Here is a 20,075-nt window from a genome sequence, read left to right on the forward strand (position 1 = left end):
ATCGCATCACGAACTCTTTACGGGATGCGCATGCGTACTCTTTTCCTCGTCGCCGCCGTGGCATATGCCTATCCTGCCGCCGCCAGGATGGAAGCGCCGGGCTATCTCTCTGCTGCAACGCAGCCCGATCTCGTCGCGATCCTGCCGGGGCCTCCCGCTGCGGATTCACCCCGCGCCGCGGCTGATGCGGCGACCTTCGCGGCGAGCCGCGCGCTGGTAGGCAGTGCACGCTGGCGCCTGGCGAGTGAGGACGTGTCGTCGGACCTGTCGCGGCGCTTTGCCGAGGCGATCGGCTTTCCGCTCGATCTCGACCGCCTGCCGGTCACACGCCGGTTGCTCGACCGGCTGGGCGCCGACCGATCGGCAATGGTCGGCGCGGCCAAGGCGCATTGGCAGTCCGTGCGGCCGTTCGTCGGCAACGCCCTGCCGATCTGCGAACCGCGGCGGCCCGACCTTGCGGCAAACGGCGATTACCCGTCCGGGCATACGGCGCATGGCTGGAGCTTCGCACTGGTGCTGGCCGAGCTGCTGCCAGATCGCGCTGCCGCGCTTCTGGCCCGCGGCCGCGCCTATGGCGACAGCCGCTGGATCTGCGGATCGCATTCGATGAGCGCCGTCGAGGGTGGGTATCTCGCAGCCTCGGCGATCGTCGCAGCAGAACATGGCGCAGCCGCCTTCCGCACCGACATGGCAGCGGCACGCGCTGAGCTCGCCGCCTATCGTGCCGCGCTCAGAAAGAGACAGTGACGCCTGCCTCGACGATACGGCCCTGTTGTGCGCGGACGACGACGACCGGCGCCGCGCCAGCCTGCACCTCGCCGCCGATCGCGTCGCCCTGCATGACGGCGATGACATCGAACAGGTTGGTGACGCGCACGCGGAGCGATGCATCGGGTCGCAATGCCCAGCTCGCCCCCATGTCCACACTCGCAAAGCCGGGCAGTACCAGCCGGTTGGCATCATCGGCGAAGCGCCGCCCCATCGCTGCGACATCGGCATCGAGCGTCAGCGGCGTGCCTGGCAGCGCAGCCGTGACGCTCGCCTGAGCCATCAGCTGCGGCACACGGCGCGGCATCCTACCGCCGAGATCAAGCATGCCCGGCATACCGTTGACGAGCGTCGCCAGCCGATAGTTCGCCAGCCGCGGGTCCTGCACCGTCGCGCTGCCCCGGATTGCGATGCCGGGCGTCGGCGTCACGCGGCCAGAGACCTCCACACCCAGCGTCCTGGCGGTCGCATCATGATTACGAACGAGGATGCCGCCGGTCGAGGGATCGATCGACATGTCCTCGAGCGCGATCTGAGCGAAGCGGCTGGCGAACAGCGTCGCGTCGAGCGACACGCCGCGACCCCGCCACAATAGTCCGAGTTCACCCTGCTCGACGCGCAGCGTCCGGCTCTCGCCGTCGCCGCCCAGCCTGAAGACCCCGGGATCGGGTAGCCGCACCGCGCGCGTGGCCCGTGTGAACAGACTGACCCGGGCGCCAGCCTGCCATTGCAGCGCCAGCGTCGCCGCGATACCGCTGCGCTCAAGACGGCGCGTGAGCCTATCTCCCGAGGGCATCGCCAGTGCATCGTCGGCGAGCGTCGTACGGTCGCCGCCATCGACGATCGCGGCGCGTTCGATACGTCCGTCGAGTGCGCCACGTTCGTGTCGCACGCCCCAATCCACCCGCCAGCGCGGCGCGAGGGCCCATTCATCGGACAGGTAGAGCGCGGTCATCCTCTGGTCGGCCGCGACATGTTCGAACGTCGACCCGCGGCTGAGGAAACCGGCATCGGTCAGCAGGCCGGTCGCCGCGCCACTCCCGTCACGGCCGACGAGATCGAGCAAGGGTGCGCCGCCCCGCGCCTCGGCCAGCACCCGCGCGACCGCCCGGCGGAAATCCCAGTGGTAGCGAGTGGCGTAGCTCCCCAGCGTCACGTCATGCCGCCCGGCCAGATCCAGGTGCAGGGCATAACGCATTTCGGCAATCGTCTCGCGCAGCCGCGTGTCCGCGGCGACCGGATTCAGCGTCTCGACCCACGTCTCATTGCCAACGACGGCGGCGTCGTCGACATGACGTAATGCCGCTGACACGGTCGTCGGGAAGGCGCGCGTCAGCAGCGGCAACGCATTGACGATCGCGTCGCGTGCCGTGACCGGCGGCCCCGAGGATGAGACCGCATAGCGCGCGGTTATCGACCGACGGTGCCGCGCCCGCACGGTTAGCAAGCCGTCGCCGAGCGGCAGCGTCAGCGTACCCGTTCCAGCGGCGAGACGATTGCGGTTGTTGCGCGCGAGCGGTCGCGTGCCCGCGGCGGCAAATCGCACCGAAGCGAGCCCCGGCCCGAACCAGCTGTCGCGACGTGGATCGAACCCCGGCAGCGCCGTCAGCCGCCCGCGTCCCGCCAGCATCGGAAAGGACGAGACGTTGAGCGTATCGTCGTCGAGCAGCCGTATCCCGATCATCAGCCGGCCACGCGCGCCGATGTCACGCGCCGCGTGCAGCCGCGCCTGCCAGCCACCGAGCGTTGCGGCGATACGGCGGACGCTCGGGTCGCGCACCACCATGCCGCTGCCGAGCAGCCGCCATCCGTCACCGACCGGGCCACCGGCATAGGCCTCGATCCGGGCGAGCCCGCGCTCGTCCGTCGTTGCACGGGCGCCGCCTGCAAATCGATCGCCAGCGCTACGCGTACGCAGGTTGAGGATACCGCCGGGCGCGTTGCTGGCGAAGATCGCCGATGGACCGCCACGTACGTAGTCGACCGACTCCAGCGCCAAATCGGGGCGCACGAACTGGTCGACGTCGGTCCAAGGCAGGGTGTCGTGCTGTACCGGCAGACCGTCCTCCTCGATCGCGACCGCTTGATATCCGTCGAGCGGGATGCCGCGCACCCGGACCGTGTTGGCGGCGATGCCCGCCGACCGGTCCGCCCAGACACCCGGCATCGTCGCGAGCAGGTCCGCCAGTGCAGCAGGATGCTGCCGCGCCAGCTCGGGCCCAGCAATGTGAGAGGCGGAATAGCTGCGTTCGAGCTCGCCACGCGTCATCCCGTCGCCGCGCCCGGTGACGATGATGTCGGCCGGTGCAGGGGTGGAGAGACGCGGAAGCGTGGCGGGCACCCGGCGTTGCATCGGGGACGGCTTCACCACGATACCGCCCGCAACCAGCCGACAGGACAACCGGACCGGCGCGCACCATGCCGCGAGTGCCTGCGACAGGCGCATCCGCCCCTTTATAGCACCGCGCCGCGGCCGGGCGAGATCTTCGGGATGTGCGACGAGCGCCCTGTCCGCCTGCCGCGCCAGCCGGTCGAGCCCGGCGCCGATGCTGGGCCCGCGCAGGTCAACCACCACGATGGGATCGCTGGACGAAAGCGCAGCGCCGAGCAGCGCCGCCAAGACCATCAGAGACGCCGCGGGGCGCGAAGGCCCCACGGTTCTGTCGCACTCACCCCCGCGGCCCCCGTTCCACCCGCTAAAATACTATCGTCAGAGGCATAAGGCGGGAATGTTGCAACCACGTGGCGAGGACCGGCCTGCCGATCATGGATCGCCCTCGACCGCCGTTCGCAAGATATAGGAAGAGCGGCAGACCTGCGCCGGCGCAAACACGTAAGATCAAGTAGACTCTGACGCTCGGAGGCGAGAGTTCTGGCCTCATCCGCACAGACTCGGTTGTATTACGCCGATGACAGGATCTACCTAGACATGGCGGTGATCACGGGGGCGGAGAAGCTCGATAAAACGAGGCACATGGCTCATCGTCGGTTCGCCGTTCCGGGCAGCGCGCCAGTTCAAGCAGGCAGCGCTTAGTGCCGACGTCGATCGTATTGAGAAAGCGGTGGATTTCCCTGCGGTGCGCGAGAGCCTCAAGGCCCAGCTGACCCCTGCGTTGACGCAAACGATGCAGTCCGATCCCGACCTGCGCACGAACCCCTTCACCGGACTAGGCTTGATGATGATGCCGGCGATCATCGGCAAGATGGTCGACGCCGTCGTGACGCCGGAAGCAATGTCGGCGATGATGAAGAGCGGCAGGATCGTCAGACGGCAGGCGAAAGCGTCGGCCCATGCCAAAGTCGACTATACGTACGGCTATCGAGACCTCGACCACTTCGCCGTCACGGCACTGGCTGCAGATACCAAAGCGGATGACGCACCGACACTCGTCTTCGAGCGGCGAGGCCTGCTGGCGTGGAAGCTGGTCCGAATTGAGGTTCCCGCCGCGGCGCTGACGCGGTGGCGCAAATAGTCGCTTACGAGGTTCTGCCCGCTCCGCATTGTCAGCGGTCTGAGGACCCACAGCGATGGTGGTATCCGCCATGTGGTCCGTCCACCCCAAGCCGCAACTATCGAAATGATCTAATACTTTCAGCTACTTGACGGGTCGCGCAAGTCACCGCAGGCTGGCTTGCGACGTGGCGGTGACCGGCGCGCATGGGAGGTGGGGATGCCTGGATTGTCGCGCTTGCTGAGGCGCTCAGCCTTCTCCTTGCCGCTGTTGCTCCTGACCGGCGCCGCGGCGGACGATGCCAAGCTGACGCTCAGCCCGAAAGGCTATCTGACCGAGCCGGGGCTCGACGTCATCGTCTTCGATGACATCTATCCCGACGGCCATCAGACCGGCGTCACGATCATCCAGCACGGGACGCGGGTCGCCGCCAATGGCGATCTCCGGCTTGAACCCGAGCCGGGCCAATGGTCGCCGATGCCGACCTCGGCCGGCAAGCGCGTGATCGATGCGGCGACGGGCACCATCACGCAGGCGCTGACCTACCCCGATCCCGCGAAGAACGGGCGCGGATTCAATCCGATCTTCTATCCCGACCTGAAGCTCGATTACCGCGTCCGCGTCACGCCGGCGGGCGGCAACAGCTTCCGCATCTCCGTCGATCTCGATCAGCCGATCCCGCGCGACCGAGTCGGACGGATCGGCTTCAACCTGGAATTGTTCCCCACCCAGCTGTTCGGCAAGGCCTGGACGCTGGACGACCAGGCCGGCATCTTCCCGCGCCAGCCGAACGGCCCGATCGACCCGGCGGCCGACACCCGCCTCCCAGTGCCGCGCAATGCCCAGCCAAACGGTCCGGTACAGTCTCCGAACGGGCAGCCGCTTGCCCGCGCGCTCGCCCGCGGCCGTACGCTTATCGTGGCGCCGGAAGAGGATAGCCAGCGCATCCGGATCGAGAGCAGGAACGGTGAGCTGGAGTTGCGGGATGGGCGGTCGGTGCACAACAACGGTTGGTTTATCGTGCGGCAGGCCGTTGCGGCCGGTGCGACACGCGGCGCGGTCGAGTGGATCGTCACCCCAAACGTGATGTCCCATTGGCGATCGAAACCGGTGATCCAGGTGTCGCAGATCGGCTATGCGCCGGCCCAGCCCAAGCGCGCGGTGATCGAGCTCGATCCCGCCGACCCGACCGACGCCCCGGCGCAGCTGTTCCGCCTCACGCCGGACGGCCGGCGCGAGGTGCTGCGGGCGACTCCGCAGGGCTGGGGCGACTTCCTGCGCTACCGCTACCTGCAATTCGATTTCAGCCGCATCACCCAGCCCGGCATGTACCAGATCGGCTATCGCGGCCAGGTATCGCATCCGTTCCGCATCGACGCCGATGTCTATGCCCGCTACGCTTGGCAGCCCACGCTGGAATATTTCCTGCCGATCCAGATGTGTCACATGTTGGTGCGGGAGAAATACCGCGTCTGGCACGGGCGCGATCATCTCGATGACGCACGGATGGCGCCGATCAACCTCAATCACTTCGATGGTTACGCGCAGGGCCCGTCGACACTGACTACATTCAAGCCCGGCGAGTCCGTGCCGCGGCTGGATGCGGGCGGCTGGCATGATGCGGGCGACGACGACCTGCGCGTCGAATCCCAGATCGGCGAGGTCTGGATCCTGTCCAAGATGGTCGAGGAATTCGGCCTGAACTATGATGCGACGCGCATCGATCAGGCGCGAAAGCTGGTCGAGATTCGCGATCCCGATGGCAAGAACGATGCGCTCCAGCAGATCGAACACGGCCTGCTGACCGTTCTGGGCGGCTATCGCGCGATGGGGCGGCTGTATCGCGGCGTGATCACCCCGTCGCTGCGGCAATATGCCATGCTCGGCGATACCGTGAACGTCACCGACAACGTGCCCGGCAGCGGGGGCAGCGACCTCGGCGTCGATGCGAATGGCGCGCCGGTCGCCGCCGACGATCGCTGGGTCTTCACCGAGGACAATCCCGATCGCGAACTCGATACCGCCGCGGGGCTGGCCGCGTCGGCGCGCGTGCTCCGCGCCAGCAATCCCGCGCTCGCCGCCGAAGCGCTGGCCGCCGCGCGCGACCTGACCGCCAAAGCGGGCGCGAGGGCGAAGCTCGTCCCGCGCGTGTTCGCGCTTGCCGAACTGCTGCAAGCGACCGGCGAGCAGGGCTATGCCGCGCAACTCGCCGCGCTGGAGCCGCAGATCCTCCAGGATATCGGGCGGACCGGCTGGATGCTCCACGCCGTCCAGCGGCGCTTGCCCGGCGGCTTCCGCGAGCGGCTGACCAAGGCGGTCGCGGCCTATCAGGCGAAGGTGGCGGCCGATGCCCGCACCGACTCGCCGTATGGCGTACCCTATAAACCGGAAATCTGGGGCGCCGGCTGGCAGATCCAGGAGCGCGGGGTGCGCCAGTATTTCTTCCACAAGGGCTGGCCGCTGGTGACCAGCACGGACAGTTACGTGAACGCGCTCAACTTCGTGCTCGGCGTCCATCCCGGCGAGAATACCGCGAGCTTCGTGTCGGGCGTCGGCGCGCAATCGGCCACCACCGCCTATGGTCTCAATCGCGCCGACTGGAGCTACGTTCCTGGCGGCGTGATCTCGGCCACCAATCTGATCCGGCCAGACCTGCCCGAACTCAAGGTGTGGCCGTATTTCTGGCAGCAGACGGAATATGTGATGGGCGGTGGCGCGACCAACTACATGTTCCTCGCGCTGGCGGCGGACCAGCTCTACCGCGGCGGTGCCAAACAGGCGGCCTTTTGAGTTGCTCCGGCACTGCGTGTTCCGCCTTTGCGGCCTCACCCGAACCCGGCCGCTGATGTCCGGTCAGAGGGGCGGTTCATCCGATCGCGAGCGATGGCGGCGGCGACGGCGGGCGTGGATCACCTCGGCGGTGTGGACATGACCGCGGCGTTCGGCGCGCAGCACGGTCGCGACCCGCTTGCCGTTGACCAGCAGCGCCAGCCCGAGCAGCGCGGCGGGGAAGAGGACGACCATCAGCGGCGATCCGTCCAGCGCCAGCGAGGCGGCGCACGCACCGCTGCTGATCAGCGCGCCGGCCGCTCGCCAGGCCGCGTCGCGGCGCGTCATGCCGCGCGCCGGAGATGCGGCACGGGGGGCTGCGCGATCAACACGGCGGCCGCGCGCCACAGGGCGCGTTCGGTTGGGCCGTCGCAGGGCCCGCGCCACAGGACGATGTCGGCCGGCATCTCCGCCTCCTCGCGCAGCGAAAGGATGAGGTCCGCCGAGGTGAAGTCCAGCCCGATCGCGGGATCGATCGTGCGCGATGCCGCGGCCCGTGCACGGCCGATCAGTGCGGGCGAACCATCGATGCCCCGCGCCTCGATCGCGGTGAACCCCAGCGTGCGGGCATGCTGCACCGCGCGCAGCAGCAGCGATCCCGCGCCGCAATCGGCGTCGACGATGCGCACGGCATGACGCCGCCGCGCCCGCAGCCGTGCCAAGGCCGCGCAGAGCCTGGGCCAGCGCGGATCGTCCCGCGCCGTCCGCAGGCGCGGCAGCGACGATGCCAGAGACGGCGATGGCGACAGCATGGTGGTCGATCCTCATCAACACGGACCCATAATGATCCGCAGCAGGGACCTACGCAGCGGCGCATAGGGTTTCGAGAGCGAAGCCGGACGACGGCATAGTGCCAGCATAAGGATGGCGCAGCGGTGTTTCCCCGGACGGGTCGGCGGTGTGACGCGGACGGGACCGGCCATGCCAAGCGGTTCCCGCACCCAGGGGGATCGATATTCAAGCTTTGGAGACAGCGCGTGCTCCGGTAGAGCGGTGCTATCGTGTGGACGTTCGCTTGAGTCCGCCGCCTACCAATCCCACCCCGTCACCCCGGACGTGTTCCGGGGTCCACTCTGCGGCGAGGAGAAAGGCTTGATGGGACACCGTTCCCTCGCGGCCCGGTGGACCTCGGAACAAGTCCGGGGTGACGGGTAAGGTTGGCAGGCGACCGGCTCGAACGAACGTTGATATGCGGCAGCCCTGCCCTGGCGGTGACGGAATGGGCTGATGTCGACCCGGCCTCGGCTATTGATCGGGATCACCTTTGCCTGCCAAGGGCCGCATCCGTTTACGAAAAGGGGTACAATGCAGAAGATCGTCCAAGTCGTTTGCGTCGTCGTCATCGCGGCCGCGGTGATGTTCGGCGGCCGCTGGTACATGTACGTGGCGCGTGCGGAGAGTCCGTATGACGAGGTCGGCATCGCGCTGAACGGCTATGCGCCGGCGCCGATGCGTCGCTGGGGCTGTCACACCATGCAGCAGCGCTTCCCCGACAAGCTGCCGCCTTATGGCTGCGCCGCACCCGACGGCCGCAGCTGGATCTGAATACGGGGTCTCGGCGTCGTCGCGGTGCGCGGCGCTCGACCCGATAGCGGCGATCGCTCCTGTCGGCCCGACCGGGCACCACGACGGTGGCCGGTCGGGGAACGTGCGTTGCGTTCGGGGCACCATGGCCGCCGTCTTTGCCGCCGCGGCGGGGCTGACCGGCGCAACGCCGGTCGCCGCAGTCCCGGCGGTCGCAGGAATGGCCCGATACGGCGGCGCCGGCAGCGCCGGACGACGGCGAGGACATCGTCGTGCAGGCGACGCGCACCGGCCGGCGGGTGCAGGACGAACCGATCCGCGTCGAGGTGCTCGACCGTGAGGAGATCGAGGAGAAATCCTCATGACCCCCCCCGGCAACATTGCGATGCTGGTCAACGAGACGTTGGGAGTGCGGGTGCAGGGGCTCAAGGGCCGCTACACGCAGATCCTGGCGCATGGCGTGCCACAATGGCCGCCGCTCGACGGCCGCACGATCATTGACGGAGTGCGCGTCCGCTTCGGTGCGCGCTGATCGACCGTCTTATCCGCGTCATCGAAATGTCGCTTGGTCTTCATGCAGATACCCCATCGCCTGCCGCACAAACGGGGGATCATCATGACAAAGCGCGTTTCGCTCGCCGCCATTCTACTTGCCACGACCACCCTCTCCGCCGCGCCGGCGCTCGCTCAGGTGTCGGTTCAGGACGCGACATCGCCCGCCGCGGAGCAGGACGCGACCGCCGGCGACATCCTCGTCACCGCGCAGAAGATCGAGCAGCGCGCGGTCGACGTGCCGATCACCATTTCGGCGGTCACCGGCGAGCGGATCACCCAGCTGGGCGTCGGCGATCTGGACGAGCTGTCGAGCTATATCCCCGGCCTCAACGTGCAGGAGCAGAGCGCCAACAATCCCGGCATCGTCATCCGCGGCATCACGTCGGATTCCGGCTCGGCTCAGCAGGGGCCGCGCGTCACGCTTTACTATAACGGCGTCGATATCTCGCGCTCGCGCGGCTCGTATCAGGCGATCTACGACCTCGAACGCGTCGAGGTGATCAAGGGGCCGCAGGCGACACTGTTCGGCACCGCATCGGCGGTCGGCGCGATCAGCATGACCTCGGCGCGCCCGCGCAAGGGCTTCTCGGCCGCGCTGACCGGCGGCTACGGCAATTACGACGCGACGATCCTGTCCGGCTTCGTCAATGCCGGCAGCGACACGCTCGCCGGCCGTATCGCCTTCGAATGGAAGACGCGCGACGGCTATGTCGAGAATCTCGCACCGAGCCAGAAGAAGGACCTCTACGCACAGGATCAGCTGGGCGTGCGTACCTCGCTGCGCTGGACGCCGACAGACGCGCTCACCGTCGACCTGATCGGCACGTACGACCGGCAGCGCAACGGCGGCACGCCGTTCATCTCGCGGGCGTTGCCGACCGCGGACGGGCCGGGCAATCCCTTCGGCCGCGCCAATCTGGGCGGATCGCCGTTGTCGCGCGAGGTGTTCGGCAAGGACCAGCTCGGGCTCGACCGCGACGTGTATGACGTCAATCTCACCGCCGCCTATGCGATCACGCCCGATCTTACCTTCACCACCGTCAACGGCTATCGCGAGTTCGACAGCCTCGAGGTGTTCGACGCCGACGGCTCGGCGGCCTGGTACCTCGAGTTCGCCGAACATGCGAAGGGTTGGCAGGCGAGCCACGAGGGCCGGTTCAGCTATGCCGATCCGCATTGGCGCGCCGCATTCGGGTGGAACGCCTTCTTCGAACGCAATCGCCAGACCGTCCCCTTCTCAACCGAGGAGGGCACGTTCATCCAGTGCGCGCGGCGCGTCGTGCCCGGCCTGCCCTGTATCGATGCCGCCGGCGTCGTCCAGGCGGCGCAGGCGACCGCGCTGCTGACGCGCGGCGCCCGGACGCAGATCCCCTACCAGTCCGTATTCGAGAATCAGGGCCGCAACGACAGCTATTCGGTCTTCGCCGACACCACCTGGATCCCCGTGCCCGCGCTGGAACTGACCGCCGGCGTGCGGGCACTGATCGAGCAGCGCCGGTCCGGCTATGTCGCGACGGTGCCGCGCCCGCTGCTCATCCCGACCGCACTCTCGCTCATACCCGGCCAGGTCGACACCGGCGGACGGACGTTCGAGGCGGTGCGCAGCTTCGCCGCAGTGCTGCCCCGCTTCAATGCGCTGTTGCGCCTGTCCGATCGGATCAACGCCTTCGCGACGATCTCCAAGGGCCGGCGCTCGCCGGTCGTCCAGCTGTCCGCGGCGCAGGCCGGCGGTGTCGCGGTGCCGAACCTGCAGCTCGTTCCCGAAGAGCGGGTCTGGAACTATGAAGCAGGGCTCAAGGCCGCGCAGGGCGTGGTGTCCGGGTCGGTCGGCGTCTATTACCAGAAGTACACTGGCTTCCAGGTCAGCGTGGTGGGCGCGGACGGCGTCGCCCGCACGCAGAGCGCGGGCAGCGCGAGCAACCTCGGTTTCGAGGGCGAGCTCAACATCCGGCCGGCGCGCTGGATCAACCTGTTCGGCAACGTCGGCTATATCGATGGCGGCATCGATCGCGACAACAGCTTCGCTCCGGCCTTCTCGGGCGCGCGCTTCCGCCTGCAACCGGAATGGCAGGCGGCGGCGGGCCTGACGCTGGACGTGCCGCTGGGTGGCGGGGTCCGCGCCTTCGCGACGCCGAGCATCACCTACCGCAGCCGCATCTTCTTCGAACTGCCGAACAGCCCCGAAATCTCGCAGGACGCGGTGACGCTGGTCAACGCCCGCGCCGGCGTCAGCGTCGCGGACGGCAGGTACGAGCTTGCCGGCTTCATCCGCAACGCCTTCAACCGCCGCTACCTGCTCGACGCCGGCAACACCGGCGGCGGCTTCGGCATCCCGACCTTCATCCCGGCGGAGCCCCGCTTCTATGGCATTCAGGTCACCGGGCGATTCTGATCGAGGGAGTGGACGCCGCCATCGGCAGGACGGTCGATCACGCCACCCAGACGCCCGGGTGGCGGCTCGCCCAAGGCTGAGCCTCTTCCAGGGCAAAGGCGAGTTCCAGCAGCGTGCGCTCGCCGCCGAGCGGCCCAGCGAACTGCATGCCGACCGGCATCCCGTCAGCGGTCCAGTGCAAAGGCAAGCTGATCGCCGGGCCGCCGGTGGCGTTCTGGATCATGGTGTAATCGGCATAGGCTTTCAGCTTATCCGACAGCGCGAGAATGGGCAGCGCGCCGGTGATCGATCCGATCGGCACCGGTGGCGTCAGCAGAACGGGTGACAGCAGCACGTCGAAATGATCGAACCAGCCGAAATAGCTGCGTGACACGGCGGCCACCCGTGCCATCGCCGCCTCGGTGACCACCGCCGGCACCATCTCTCCTGCGGACGCGATCGCCAGCGATGCCGGTTCGACCAACTCGGGAACGCGGCGGGGATCGACGCCAAGATCGGCGATCAGCCGCTTCTTGATCGCCGCCGCTTCCGCTGCGTAGAGCAAGGAAAAATCATCGAGGAACGCCGGGCCATCGAACGGCCATCGGCTGGGCTCGACGGTGTGGCCCATCGCCTCGAGCCGCGTTGCGCTCGCCGCCAGTCCCGCCGCAACCTCGGGCGAGGGCGACGTGCCGCTCAGGCCCGAGGCGACGAGGCCGATGCGGAGACACCGGTTGCTGGACTGCGTCACGCGCCCCACTGGCGGCAGAACGGCATGCGCTCCACGCCGTTCGGCGATCGCCAGGTAATTGGCCGTGTCGCGCACCGTCCGGGTCAGACACAGCGGCTCGACCAGGTCGAACGCCACTGCCGGTGCATCCTTGACCACCCGTCCCCGCGACGGCTTGAGTCCAACCAGCCCGCAGTTGCTCGCAGGGATGCGGATGGAGCCGGCACCATCGACGGCATGGGCCAAAGGCAAGATGCCCGCCGCGACCGCCGCCGCCGCTCCACCCGACGATCCGCCCGGCGTATGACCGAGGGACCAGGGGTTGCGCGTGGCCCCGTAAGCCATGGTCTCGGTCGTCGGCAGCGCGCCGAATTCGCTCATCGTCGTGCGGGCCACCACATTGAAGCCGGCCCGCTTCACCAGCGCCGCCACTGGCCCGTCGCGATCGGCCACAGGCATCACCCGATCAAGCCGCGATCCGAAGTGGAACCGGTGACCCGCGAGCGGCTCCTCGTCCTTCATCACGATCGGCACGCCCGCGAACGGCGCAGACCGATCGAGCCGCCGCAGCGCCGTGCGCGCTTCGTCCACCATCACTTCGCTGAAACAGTTGAGCTGCGCACCCGCCGCCCGCATCCGGGCAGCAGCGGCGTCAAGCGCCTCGGCGGCACTCAATTTGCCTTGCCGGATCGCCGCCGCGATGCCGGTCGCGTCGAGGTTCGACAGCGCATCGGTCGCGCGCGCCGGCGCGGCGGCGGCCAGCACGGCCGTTGCTGCGGCGCCCTTCAGCACCGCGCGGCGTCCGTATCGGACCGGCTGGTTCTCGCAATTCAGCATCGATAGTTCCTTGCCCACAGAATGTGACGCGATCAGTCATCGCTGGCGATGCCAGCGCTGCACGGTACAGAGGATCGCAGCGAGGCAGGCTTTCACCTCGAGCGTCCCGTCAGCGCGCGGAGTCAGCGTTGCCGCAGGTGCGCTGCGCCCGCTCAACGGATCATAGACAGGACCGGCACGCCACACGCCGCGTTCACTGCGGATGTGGTCCAGCACCACCAATCCCTCGACCCGGCGTTCCCGCAGCACCGGGTCAGCATTATGGGTGTCGCGTTGGTCAGGGTTGGCGCTCAGCCGCCCCCCACCGACGACGCGTCCGCACAGCTCGCGGCCGCAGCGATCGATAGTCACCACCCCGTCGTCCCGGTCGGTCTGCCATCGGCCGGCGACATCCGTCGGACGGTCCGCCTGTGCCATCGCCGGTCCGCAGCACAGTGTCAGCACGACACCCCATGCGAGCGCGATACTCCGCCTCGCCTGAAGATCGACGCGGCTCATATAGGCTCTGCTCGCTGTCGCGTGACGCCAGCATTGGTCGCAAAGCATCGATGATAGTCACGATGCTCGGTGCCCATCCACCGGTCCCACCATGTGAAATACAGGCCGTAGTTACAGGTCACCTTTTGGTGATGCAGATCGTGATGCGTTGCCGTCGTCATCCAGTCGATCAACGGCCGGCCGTCACGACGCGCCGGCGAGATTTCATAGCCGGCATGGCCGATGACGTTGCGGGCGATCTGGTGAAGCATGAATATGCCGATGACTGTCCACGGGGTCGGGACCAGCACCATCCACAGGGGTACGAACGCGGCCATGAGCACCGCCTCGGCGATGTCGAAACTATAGGCGGTGAACGGCGTCGGATTGCGACTGCGATGATGCCGCATATGGCATTTCCGGAACAGGCGCCGGTGGTGGATCAGCCGGTGCACCCAGTAGAAATAGGCGTCGTGCACCAGAATGATGAGCAACAGGCTCGCGGCGAACCAGAATGGTCCCCAACGCGCCGCGATCTGCGGACCGGGGACGTACCCCGCCTTCTCCGCCGCCTCCAGCGCCGCGTAAATTACGGAGAAGACGAACACGGACCGGATGGAGACCAGGATTTCGGTGCGGATCTGCGCCGCGGCGACATCCTTCGCCTGGATCTTCCGTGACTGCATACGCTGCTTCAGCAGTGCGAAGAACAGCCAGACCCCGCAGGAAAAGGCTGCGTAGCGCAGGAATATGGACGTGAAGACATGGAACCAGCGTGCCTCGATTTGGTGGATCAGCACGGCGCGCCCCGCTAGGCCCGCGGTCATTGCCATCGGCGTAAACATCACATCAGATTCCGTCGATTAAACCGGGCGCTCGGCTAGGTCCGGTGCTGGCGGGCGTCTCGCCGGATTTCGAAATCGCCGAGGGTTGGGACAATCGGCCAGTGTTTTCGCGGGCGCAGATGGCGGCATTTGCGTTCGAGCGGCGCCATTGCGTCGGCGTGACGCCGGTCGCCGTCTTGAAGGCGCGGTTGAACGGTCCCAGCGAGCCAAATCCCAGATCGTAGGCGACTGCAGATATCGGCATGCGCTCATGGTCGGGATCGACAAGGATGGCTTTCGCTGCGGCGATCCGTCGCTCGTTGATGAAGGCGGTGAAATTGCGAAACCCCAGTACGCCGTTGACGATCTGGCGCAGACGATGCTCCGGCATACCGGCGGCCTGGGCGAGTGCGCCGATGGTCAGCCCTTCGCGGCGCCAGATTTGATCGACATCCATCAGGTGCAGGACGCGCGCGAGGTGCGCCTCCTCGCCCTCCGCCGATGCGGGCGTGAGGGAGGCGGCCGGCTGACCACGGCCGAAGATGTCGGGTCGCGCATCGAGGAAGATGACGCAGCCGGCGACACCGACGATCGCCAGAGTCGCACCCGCGATCAGCCGCAATCCGCCACCGCCACTGGCGACCCCGCCGACGAGCGCGAGCAGGCACAGGAGCAAGATGTACAATGCGACGGCGGAGAGAAACGGCCCGCGCAGGTTGCGCCGTGTCTCGACCATATCCTCACGCCAGCCGCTCACGACGACGCCAAGCGCATGGCCGGTCAGTCCCGTTTCCAAGAGCGCGCGAACAGGAACCAGCGCCGGCATGTCCTGCGCCGCGATGCCGAGGGAGGTCAGGGTGGCGTAGGGCAGGAAGCGCAACCAGGAGAGGCGGCGGTCATCAAACAGGACCACGGCGAACAGCCAGAACAGGCCGGGCGCCCCCAGACCGAGCAGACGCAATGCGGGTCCAAACGGCCCGAATGCCGCGAGCAGCATCGGCGCCGCCGCGATCGTATAGGCCGCTGCGCTCACCACGAAGAGCAAGGCGGCGTAGCGCGCGGACGCCAGGCCGTCCGCCTTCCACGCCCCGGCGCCGAGCGCGCATAAGGCGCCGACCGCGATGCCGCGCGCCAGCACCTCGAGCAGCAGCGCGTGCATAGCGGCGGGCCTAGCGTGCGACCGCAGCTGGCGCGCAGGTGGCGAGCTGCGGGGACGACGGATCGGACTGGGACGGCGGCGGCGTGTCGCGTCCCCAGTCGGTCGGCGCGGATGCCATGGTGAGCGCGAGCACCCCGCCCGCCGCGATGTCGCGATGGCGGAACCAGGCGCGGGTCAGCGGCCGTCCATTCAGCGTCGCGGCAACGACATAGCGGTTGAGGCCTTGCGGGTCGAAGTTGGGGGCCACGATCTGCAGGCTGCGGCCACCCCCGAGCATCAGGGTCGCTTCGGCGAAACCCGGGGTGCCGATCAGATACACGTCCTGCCCGGCGACCGGAAAGATGCCGAGCGCCTGGAACGCGAACCAGCTCGACATCGCACCTGAATCGTCCGGCCCCGGCAGCCCGGCGCGGCCGTCGCCAAAGCGGCTTTCCAGCAGTTCCGCGATACGATCGGCGGACCGGTCCGGCCGCCCCGCCCAATGGTACAGCATCGGGATCAGGAAACCCGGTTCGTTGCTCATATCGAAATGACCGCGATCGAACAGGGTGTCGAGTCGGCGGACGAACGCCGCCGCGCCCCCCGCCAGCGCCACCAGGCCACGTCCATCATGCGGCACGTAGAGCGAATAGGTCCAGGTATCCGCCTCGTAGAGGAACGACGACCACTCCCCGCCGCGCGCGAAGTCGGCCGCCGCCCAGCTGCCGTCCGGATTACGCGGCCTCAGGAACCCGTGGACGCCCTGTACGGCGAGATCCCGATCCCACAAATTGCGCCAGTTGCCGGCGCGGCTCGCCGCTGCGCGCGCGGCGTCGATCTGGCCAAGACCGCAGGCGAGACCGGCGATAGCATAATCGTCATAGGCGTATTCTACCGTCCGCGATCCCGACCGCGGATAGGCGAGGCTGACATACCCCTTTTCGAGATAGTCGGGCAGGCCGCCGCGCCCCTCCTTCTCATCGTCCGCCGGTGCGACCTCGGCATCCTTTCGCATCGCCGCGAGGGCCGTGCGATAGTCGATGCCCTTCAAACCTTTGACAAAGGCGTCGGTGATCAGGACGTCGGCGTTGCTGCCCCCCTGCGTACGCCCGTTGCTGTTGCCGCTCCGCCCGTCGGGTAGATACCCCGTGTGGCGGTAGATATCGATCAGGGCCCGCAGCATGTCACGCTGACGCTCCGGCGCGATCAGCGTAAGCAGCGGGCCGCTGGTACGGAACGTGTCCCAGATCGTGTAGAAATCGTCGTAATAGGGCTCGTCGGACTGCCAGTCGGGATTTTCTCCGGTGCGGTCAGACGGCATCAGCATGGTGTGGTACAGCGCCGTATAGAATTGCCGCCGTCTGGATGCTCCGCCACCGGCGACGCGGACGCGATCGAGCATCCTATGCCAGGCCGCCCGCGCCTGAGCACGCACCCCGTCGAAATGCCAGCCCGGCGTTTCCTGATCGATCGTCCGCCGGGCCTGGTCGGCGCCGATGAAGGACACGCCCAGTTTCGCCTGCAGCACCCCCTTCGGGAGCGCCGCGAAGTCGAGCGCCACGCCGAATGGCATGTCGTGATCGACCGTAGCGGCGGACACGGCCTGCATCTCCTGCCCGCGCCACATGCGCGTCGCAGCCGCCGGAACGTCCGTGACGAGCGCAAAATAGACCCGATATTCCCCGCCGTTGTTCCACCCGCCGGCATATCGGCCATAGCCACGCCATTCGGATCGCGACACCCGCGTGATCTCGCCGCCCAGGAAGCGCTGCCGCTCGTCGCCGACCCCCTTGGTCAGGATATGGTCGAGCCGGAGCGTCAGATGTGCGGGCGCGCCGGCCGGAAAGCGATACCGGTGGAAGCCGACCCGACGCGAGGACGTCAGTTCGGCGTGCACGCCATACCGGGTCAGCGTTGCGGCGTAATAGCCGGGGCTGTTCACCTCCTGCTCGCGGGGCGAGCGGATCGCGTCCGGCCGTACCACCCCCGCCACCGGCATCATCAGCAGATTGCCGTATTTCCCCGCTGCGCCGCTGAGATGCAGATGACTGAAGCCGAGGATGTTGCCCGACGTCCGGTAGCCGGCCTTGTAAGGCACCGTCGCATCGAACGGCATGACGTCCGGCCCCAGCCGCACCACCGCGAACGGGCGAGCGGCGCCGACGAAGACTTGCCCGCCACCATCCGTCCCGATGAACGGGTCGACCGCCTCGACCGGATCATGCATCGCCGGGCGGCCGACGCCGGTCGCCGGACCGCCGGCCAGCGCCACCGCCAGCAGCGTCGACACGCGCCATCGAATGGGATGGAGAACCATCGGACCTACTTCTTGGCCAAGGCAGCCGCTCAGGGCCGCGTGCCGCTGTTCGCTTCGGCCTGGAGTTGCGGCACATCGGCCAAGGTCCGACGCACCGTCGCCGGATCGACGTGCTGGGACCGGAGCGGCGGGCTGTGCAGCGCCTCGCCATCGGCGGCGCCGGCGTCGATCGCGGCGACCGTCTCGATCGGCACGCCGCCGCATTTCGTCGCCGCGCGGACCGGGTTGCACCGCGCCGCGTCATGATCGGGCAGACGCACCTGATACCCACCGGTGAACCGCGCATCCGGCCACAGATAATCGGTCGACACCCATTGGGCGCCCGAACGCAACGCGACATCGCGGCGTGCGACATCGTTGGCGCGCGCTTCCAGCGTGTCCGAATCCGCCCGCGTCCGTACGATCAGGCCGGCCCGTACATCGGCGGCGATCTGTGCCGCCTCACCGACCGGATCGTTGCGCGTTACATAGGCCGCGGACGGCAATGTCACGTCGCTCGTGTTGGTGAACATCACCCGCTGCTCCAGCGATTCATGCCCGCCGCGATACAGCGCGGTCTTCGCCGGCGTCTCATCGAGCGCGACGAGGAACTTCCCTCGTACCTGCCCCAGGCGCGGCCAGCCGTCGTGCAGGACCGCGTCGCGTAACGTCGCGCGGGTGCCGCGCACATCGTCGGGCACGATGAGACGCGTACCCAGCCCTTCGCGCAATGCGGCGTCGAGATCGTCATACGCCGATCGCGTGAAGGGCAGCAGCCGGGTGCCACCCGGAACGCTCCAGCCATCCTTGGCATTGATCAGGATCAGAATGGGCACATGGTCGGGATGCCGTTCCGACCAGGCGGTGATTTCCCCCAGACAGGCTTTGAGCGTGAAACAGCTCGACCAGAAGTCGGCATCGGCGACGTGCAACACCTTGAAGCCGGGCTGCGCCATCGTTTCCGCCCAACCGGCGGGCATCGCCGTCGCACTGAACTTCAGCACCAGCGGATGGGCGAAGACGCCGCCGCGTGGGTCATAGACCACGTCGAGTTCGAGCTGCCGTGCGCCTGCGTTGAGTTGTGCGGTCAGGGATTTGTGCGCGAAATCCAGCGCCGGCACGAGGTTCGGGATCTGCGAGGCGATCAACGTATAATCCGGCTCGGGAATAGCCTGTTTATAGCTGTTGTGCGTACCGACCGTCAGCAGATCATTGAGGCGCAGATTCTCGTCCATCCACGCCCGCGCGCAGTCCGTGCCGGCGGCAGCAGCGTCCGCCGCCCGAAGGTTGCACGCGCCCTTGGCGTTCGCCGCCGTCACGCCGCATACCGACACCAGCCCCGCCAGGGCCACCCCGCCATCACCCGCCGCGCGGCATTGCGCATCCCGAGACCCATCTTCGATACCCCGTCACTATCCTCGTCGGAGCACCGCTTTAAGATAGTTATTGCTATCCTTTTATGACAACTATGGAGGGACTGCGCTATCGCTGCGCGGGATCGGGGGCCGGCCCGGCCGAATATTGAGAATATTCAGGGAAATAGAGCATCGACTTGAGAATGAAGTGAACGTCGTCGACGATCTGTTCGGGCGCGATATTTTCTTCCTGGATCATTTCCTCGATCGAATAGGTGATCTCCACCGCCAGCCGCACGCGGCGACGGATCAGCTCGCGCTCGGTGTCCGGCGCGTGGCGGTGGAACATCATGGTTAATATCTCCGCCGCATAGTTATGGGCAGCGAGGCGGAGCGGCGCCATGGACGGGATCGCGCGCAGCGCGCGCTGGATCCACATCGCCCCTGGCTGTTCGCTGATGATGTGGATGAGGGTGCGCAGCAGATTGCCGATATCTGCAAAGATCGTTTCCGTGTCGGACAGCGCGTGCCGGGTCACCCATTCGTGCAGCGCCGCCTGCTGCCGCTCGGTCATTCGCTCGGCAAGCGCGCGAATGACGGCGTATTTGTCGTCGAAGTAGCGGTAGATCGTCGGCGGCGTGACCTTCGCCCGCTCGCAGATCAGATTGGTGGAGATCCGTTCGATCCCGACCTCGCCCAGCAAGATACCGGCAGCGTCCAGCAAGGCTTCATAGGTGCGTATGCTGCGCGCTTGCTTGGGCTTGCGGTAGGCCGATTGGGTCATTCCGCGGGCACCCGGTCGACGGGCCGGCTGCCGCCACTGCCTCGAGGCGGCGTCACCCGCTTGGCGACCGGACCCGCCCGCCGATTACCTGTAAGATGAACAGCCATTATCCATCAGATATGCACGTGACCACCG

Annotated in this window: 16 protein-coding genes; 6 read left to right on the forward strand and 10 right to left on the reverse strand. The window is 67.5% G+C overall.

Annotation, left to right across the window (positions count from 1 at the left end; genetic code table 11):
- Positions 1-30 precede the first annotated feature (30 nt).
- Positions 31-747, forward strand: a complete 717-nt coding sequence (locus HD841_RS14540; RefSeq protein WP_179509598.1) for an acid phosphatase — start codon at positions 31-33, stop codon at positions 745-747.
- On the opposite strand, the gene HD841_RS14545 is transcribed toward HD841_RS14540, so the two are convergent.
- A complete protein-coding gene (locus HD841_RS14545) occupies positions 731-3,394 on the reverse strand; it encodes a TonB-dependent receptor (RefSeq protein ID WP_179509599.1) in 2,664 nt (887 codons plus the stop codon). The genes HD841_RS14540 and HD841_RS14545 overlap by 17 nt on opposite strands.
- Before the next feature lie 355 nt (positions 3,395-3,749).
- Here HD841_RS14545 and HD841_RS14550 point away from each other — a divergent pair, with 355 nt between their 5' ends.
- Together HD841_RS14550 and HD841_RS14555 are read left to right on the forward strand one after the other, a co-directional pair.
- Positions 3,750-4,241: a DUF2939 domain-containing protein gene (locus HD841_RS14550; protein WP_373563044.1), complete on the forward strand. Its 492-nt coding sequence runs from the start codon at positions 3,750-3,752 to the stop codon at positions 4,239-4,241.
- 216 nt (positions 4,242-4,457) lie between these two features.
- The gene (locus HD841_RS14555; protein ID WP_218845570.1) at positions 4,458-7,010 is read left to right on the forward strand and encodes a glycoside hydrolase family 9 protein; all 2,553 of its coding nucleotides are present in this window, start codon (positions 4,458-4,460) and stop codon (positions 7,008-7,010) included.
- Positions 7,011-7,073: 63 nt separating this feature from the next.
- Here the strand turns inward: HD841_RS14555 and HD841_RS14560 are convergent, their stop codons facing one another.
- Positions 7,074-7,337: a hypothetical protein gene (locus tag HD841_RS14560; protein WP_179509601.1), complete on the reverse strand. Its 264-nt coding sequence runs from the start codon at positions 7,335-7,337 to the stop codon at positions 7,074-7,076.
- The gene (locus tag HD841_RS14565; RefSeq protein ID WP_179509602.1) at positions 7,334-7,801 is read right to left on the reverse strand and encodes an SAM-dependent methyltransferase; all 468 of its coding nucleotides are present in this window, start codon (positions 7,799-7,801) and stop codon (positions 7,334-7,336) included. The genes HD841_RS14560 and HD841_RS14565 overlap by 4 nt, the downstream gene beginning before the upstream one ends.
- A gap of 553 nt (positions 7,802-8,354) precedes the next feature.
- Here HD841_RS14565 and HD841_RS14570 point away from each other — a divergent pair.
- The 3 genes from HD841_RS14570 (at position 8,355) to HD841_RS14580 (ending at position 11,520) form a co-directional block, all read left to right on the forward strand.
- Complete coding sequence (locus HD841_RS14570; protein WP_179509603.1) at positions 8,355-8,594, forward strand: hypothetical protein; 240 nt, start codon at positions 8,355-8,357, stop codon at positions 8,592-8,594.
- Positions 8,595-8,934: 340 nt separating this feature from the next.
- A complete protein-coding gene (locus HD841_RS14575; protein ID WP_179509604.1) occupies positions 8,935-9,105 on the forward strand; it encodes a hypothetical protein in 171 nt (56 codons plus the stop codon).
- An 84-nt stretch (positions 9,106-9,189) separates the two neighbouring features.
- Complete coding sequence (locus tag HD841_RS14580) at positions 9,190-11,520, forward strand: TonB-dependent receptor (protein ID WP_179509605.1); 2,331 nt, start codon at positions 9,190-9,192, stop codon at positions 11,518-11,520.
- 37 nt (positions 11,521-11,557) lie between these two features.
- Here the strand turns inward: HD841_RS14580 and HD841_RS14585 are convergent, their stop codons facing one another.
- The 7 genes from HD841_RS14585 to HD841_RS14615 form a co-directional block, all read right to left on the reverse strand.
- Complete coding sequence (locus HD841_RS14585) at positions 11,558-13,021, reverse strand: amidase family protein (protein ID WP_179509606.1); 1,464 nt, start codon at positions 13,019-13,021, stop codon at positions 11,558-11,560.
- Positions 13,022-13,102: 81 nt separating this feature from the next.
- Positions 13,103-13,564: a DUF2147 domain-containing protein gene (locus tag HD841_RS14590; protein WP_179509607.1), complete on the reverse strand. Its 462-nt coding sequence runs from the start codon at positions 13,562-13,564 to the stop codon at positions 13,103-13,105.
- Positions 13,561-14,388 (reverse strand): sterol desaturase family protein, encoded by an 828-nt coding sequence (locus HD841_RS14595; protein ID WP_179509608.1) that lies wholly within the window; start codon positions 14,386-14,388, stop codon positions 13,561-13,563. Before HD841_RS14595 ends, HD841_RS14590 begins: the two co-directional genes overlap by 4 nt.
- Before the next feature lie 4 nt (positions 14,389-14,392).
- Positions 14,393-15,526, reverse strand: a complete 1,134-nt coding sequence (locus HD841_RS14600) for a helix-turn-helix domain-containing protein (RefSeq protein ID WP_179509609.1) — start codon at positions 15,524-15,526, stop codon at positions 14,393-14,395.
- A 10-nt stretch (positions 15,527-15,536) separates the two neighbouring features.
- Positions 15,537-17,822, reverse strand: a complete 2,286-nt coding sequence (locus HD841_RS14605) for a GH92 family glycosyl hydrolase (protein ID WP_179509610.1) — start codon at positions 17,820-17,822, stop codon at positions 15,537-15,539.
- Positions 17,823-17,851: 29 nt separating this feature from the next.
- Positions 17,852-19,153 carry a phosphatidylinositol-specific phospholipase C1-like protein gene (locus HD841_RS14610; protein WP_218845571.1) on the reverse strand — a complete coding sequence of 434 codons (1,302 nt, stop codon included), beginning with the start codon at positions 19,151-19,153 and terminating at the stop codon, positions 17,852-17,854.
- A gap of 130 nt (positions 19,154-19,283) precedes the next feature.
- Positions 19,284-19,940, reverse strand: coding sequence for a TetR/AcrR family transcriptional regulator (locus HD841_RS14615; RefSeq protein WP_179509611.1), 657 nt, complete (start codon positions 19,938-19,940; stop codon positions 19,284-19,286).
- Positions 19,941-20,075 lie beyond the last annotated feature (135 nt).

Origin of the sequence: Sphingomonas melonis, assembly GCF_013409985.1 — a bacterium.
Lineage (GTDB): Bacteria > Pseudomonadota > Alphaproteobacteria > Sphingomonadales > Sphingomonadaceae > Sphingomonas > Sphingomonas melonis_A.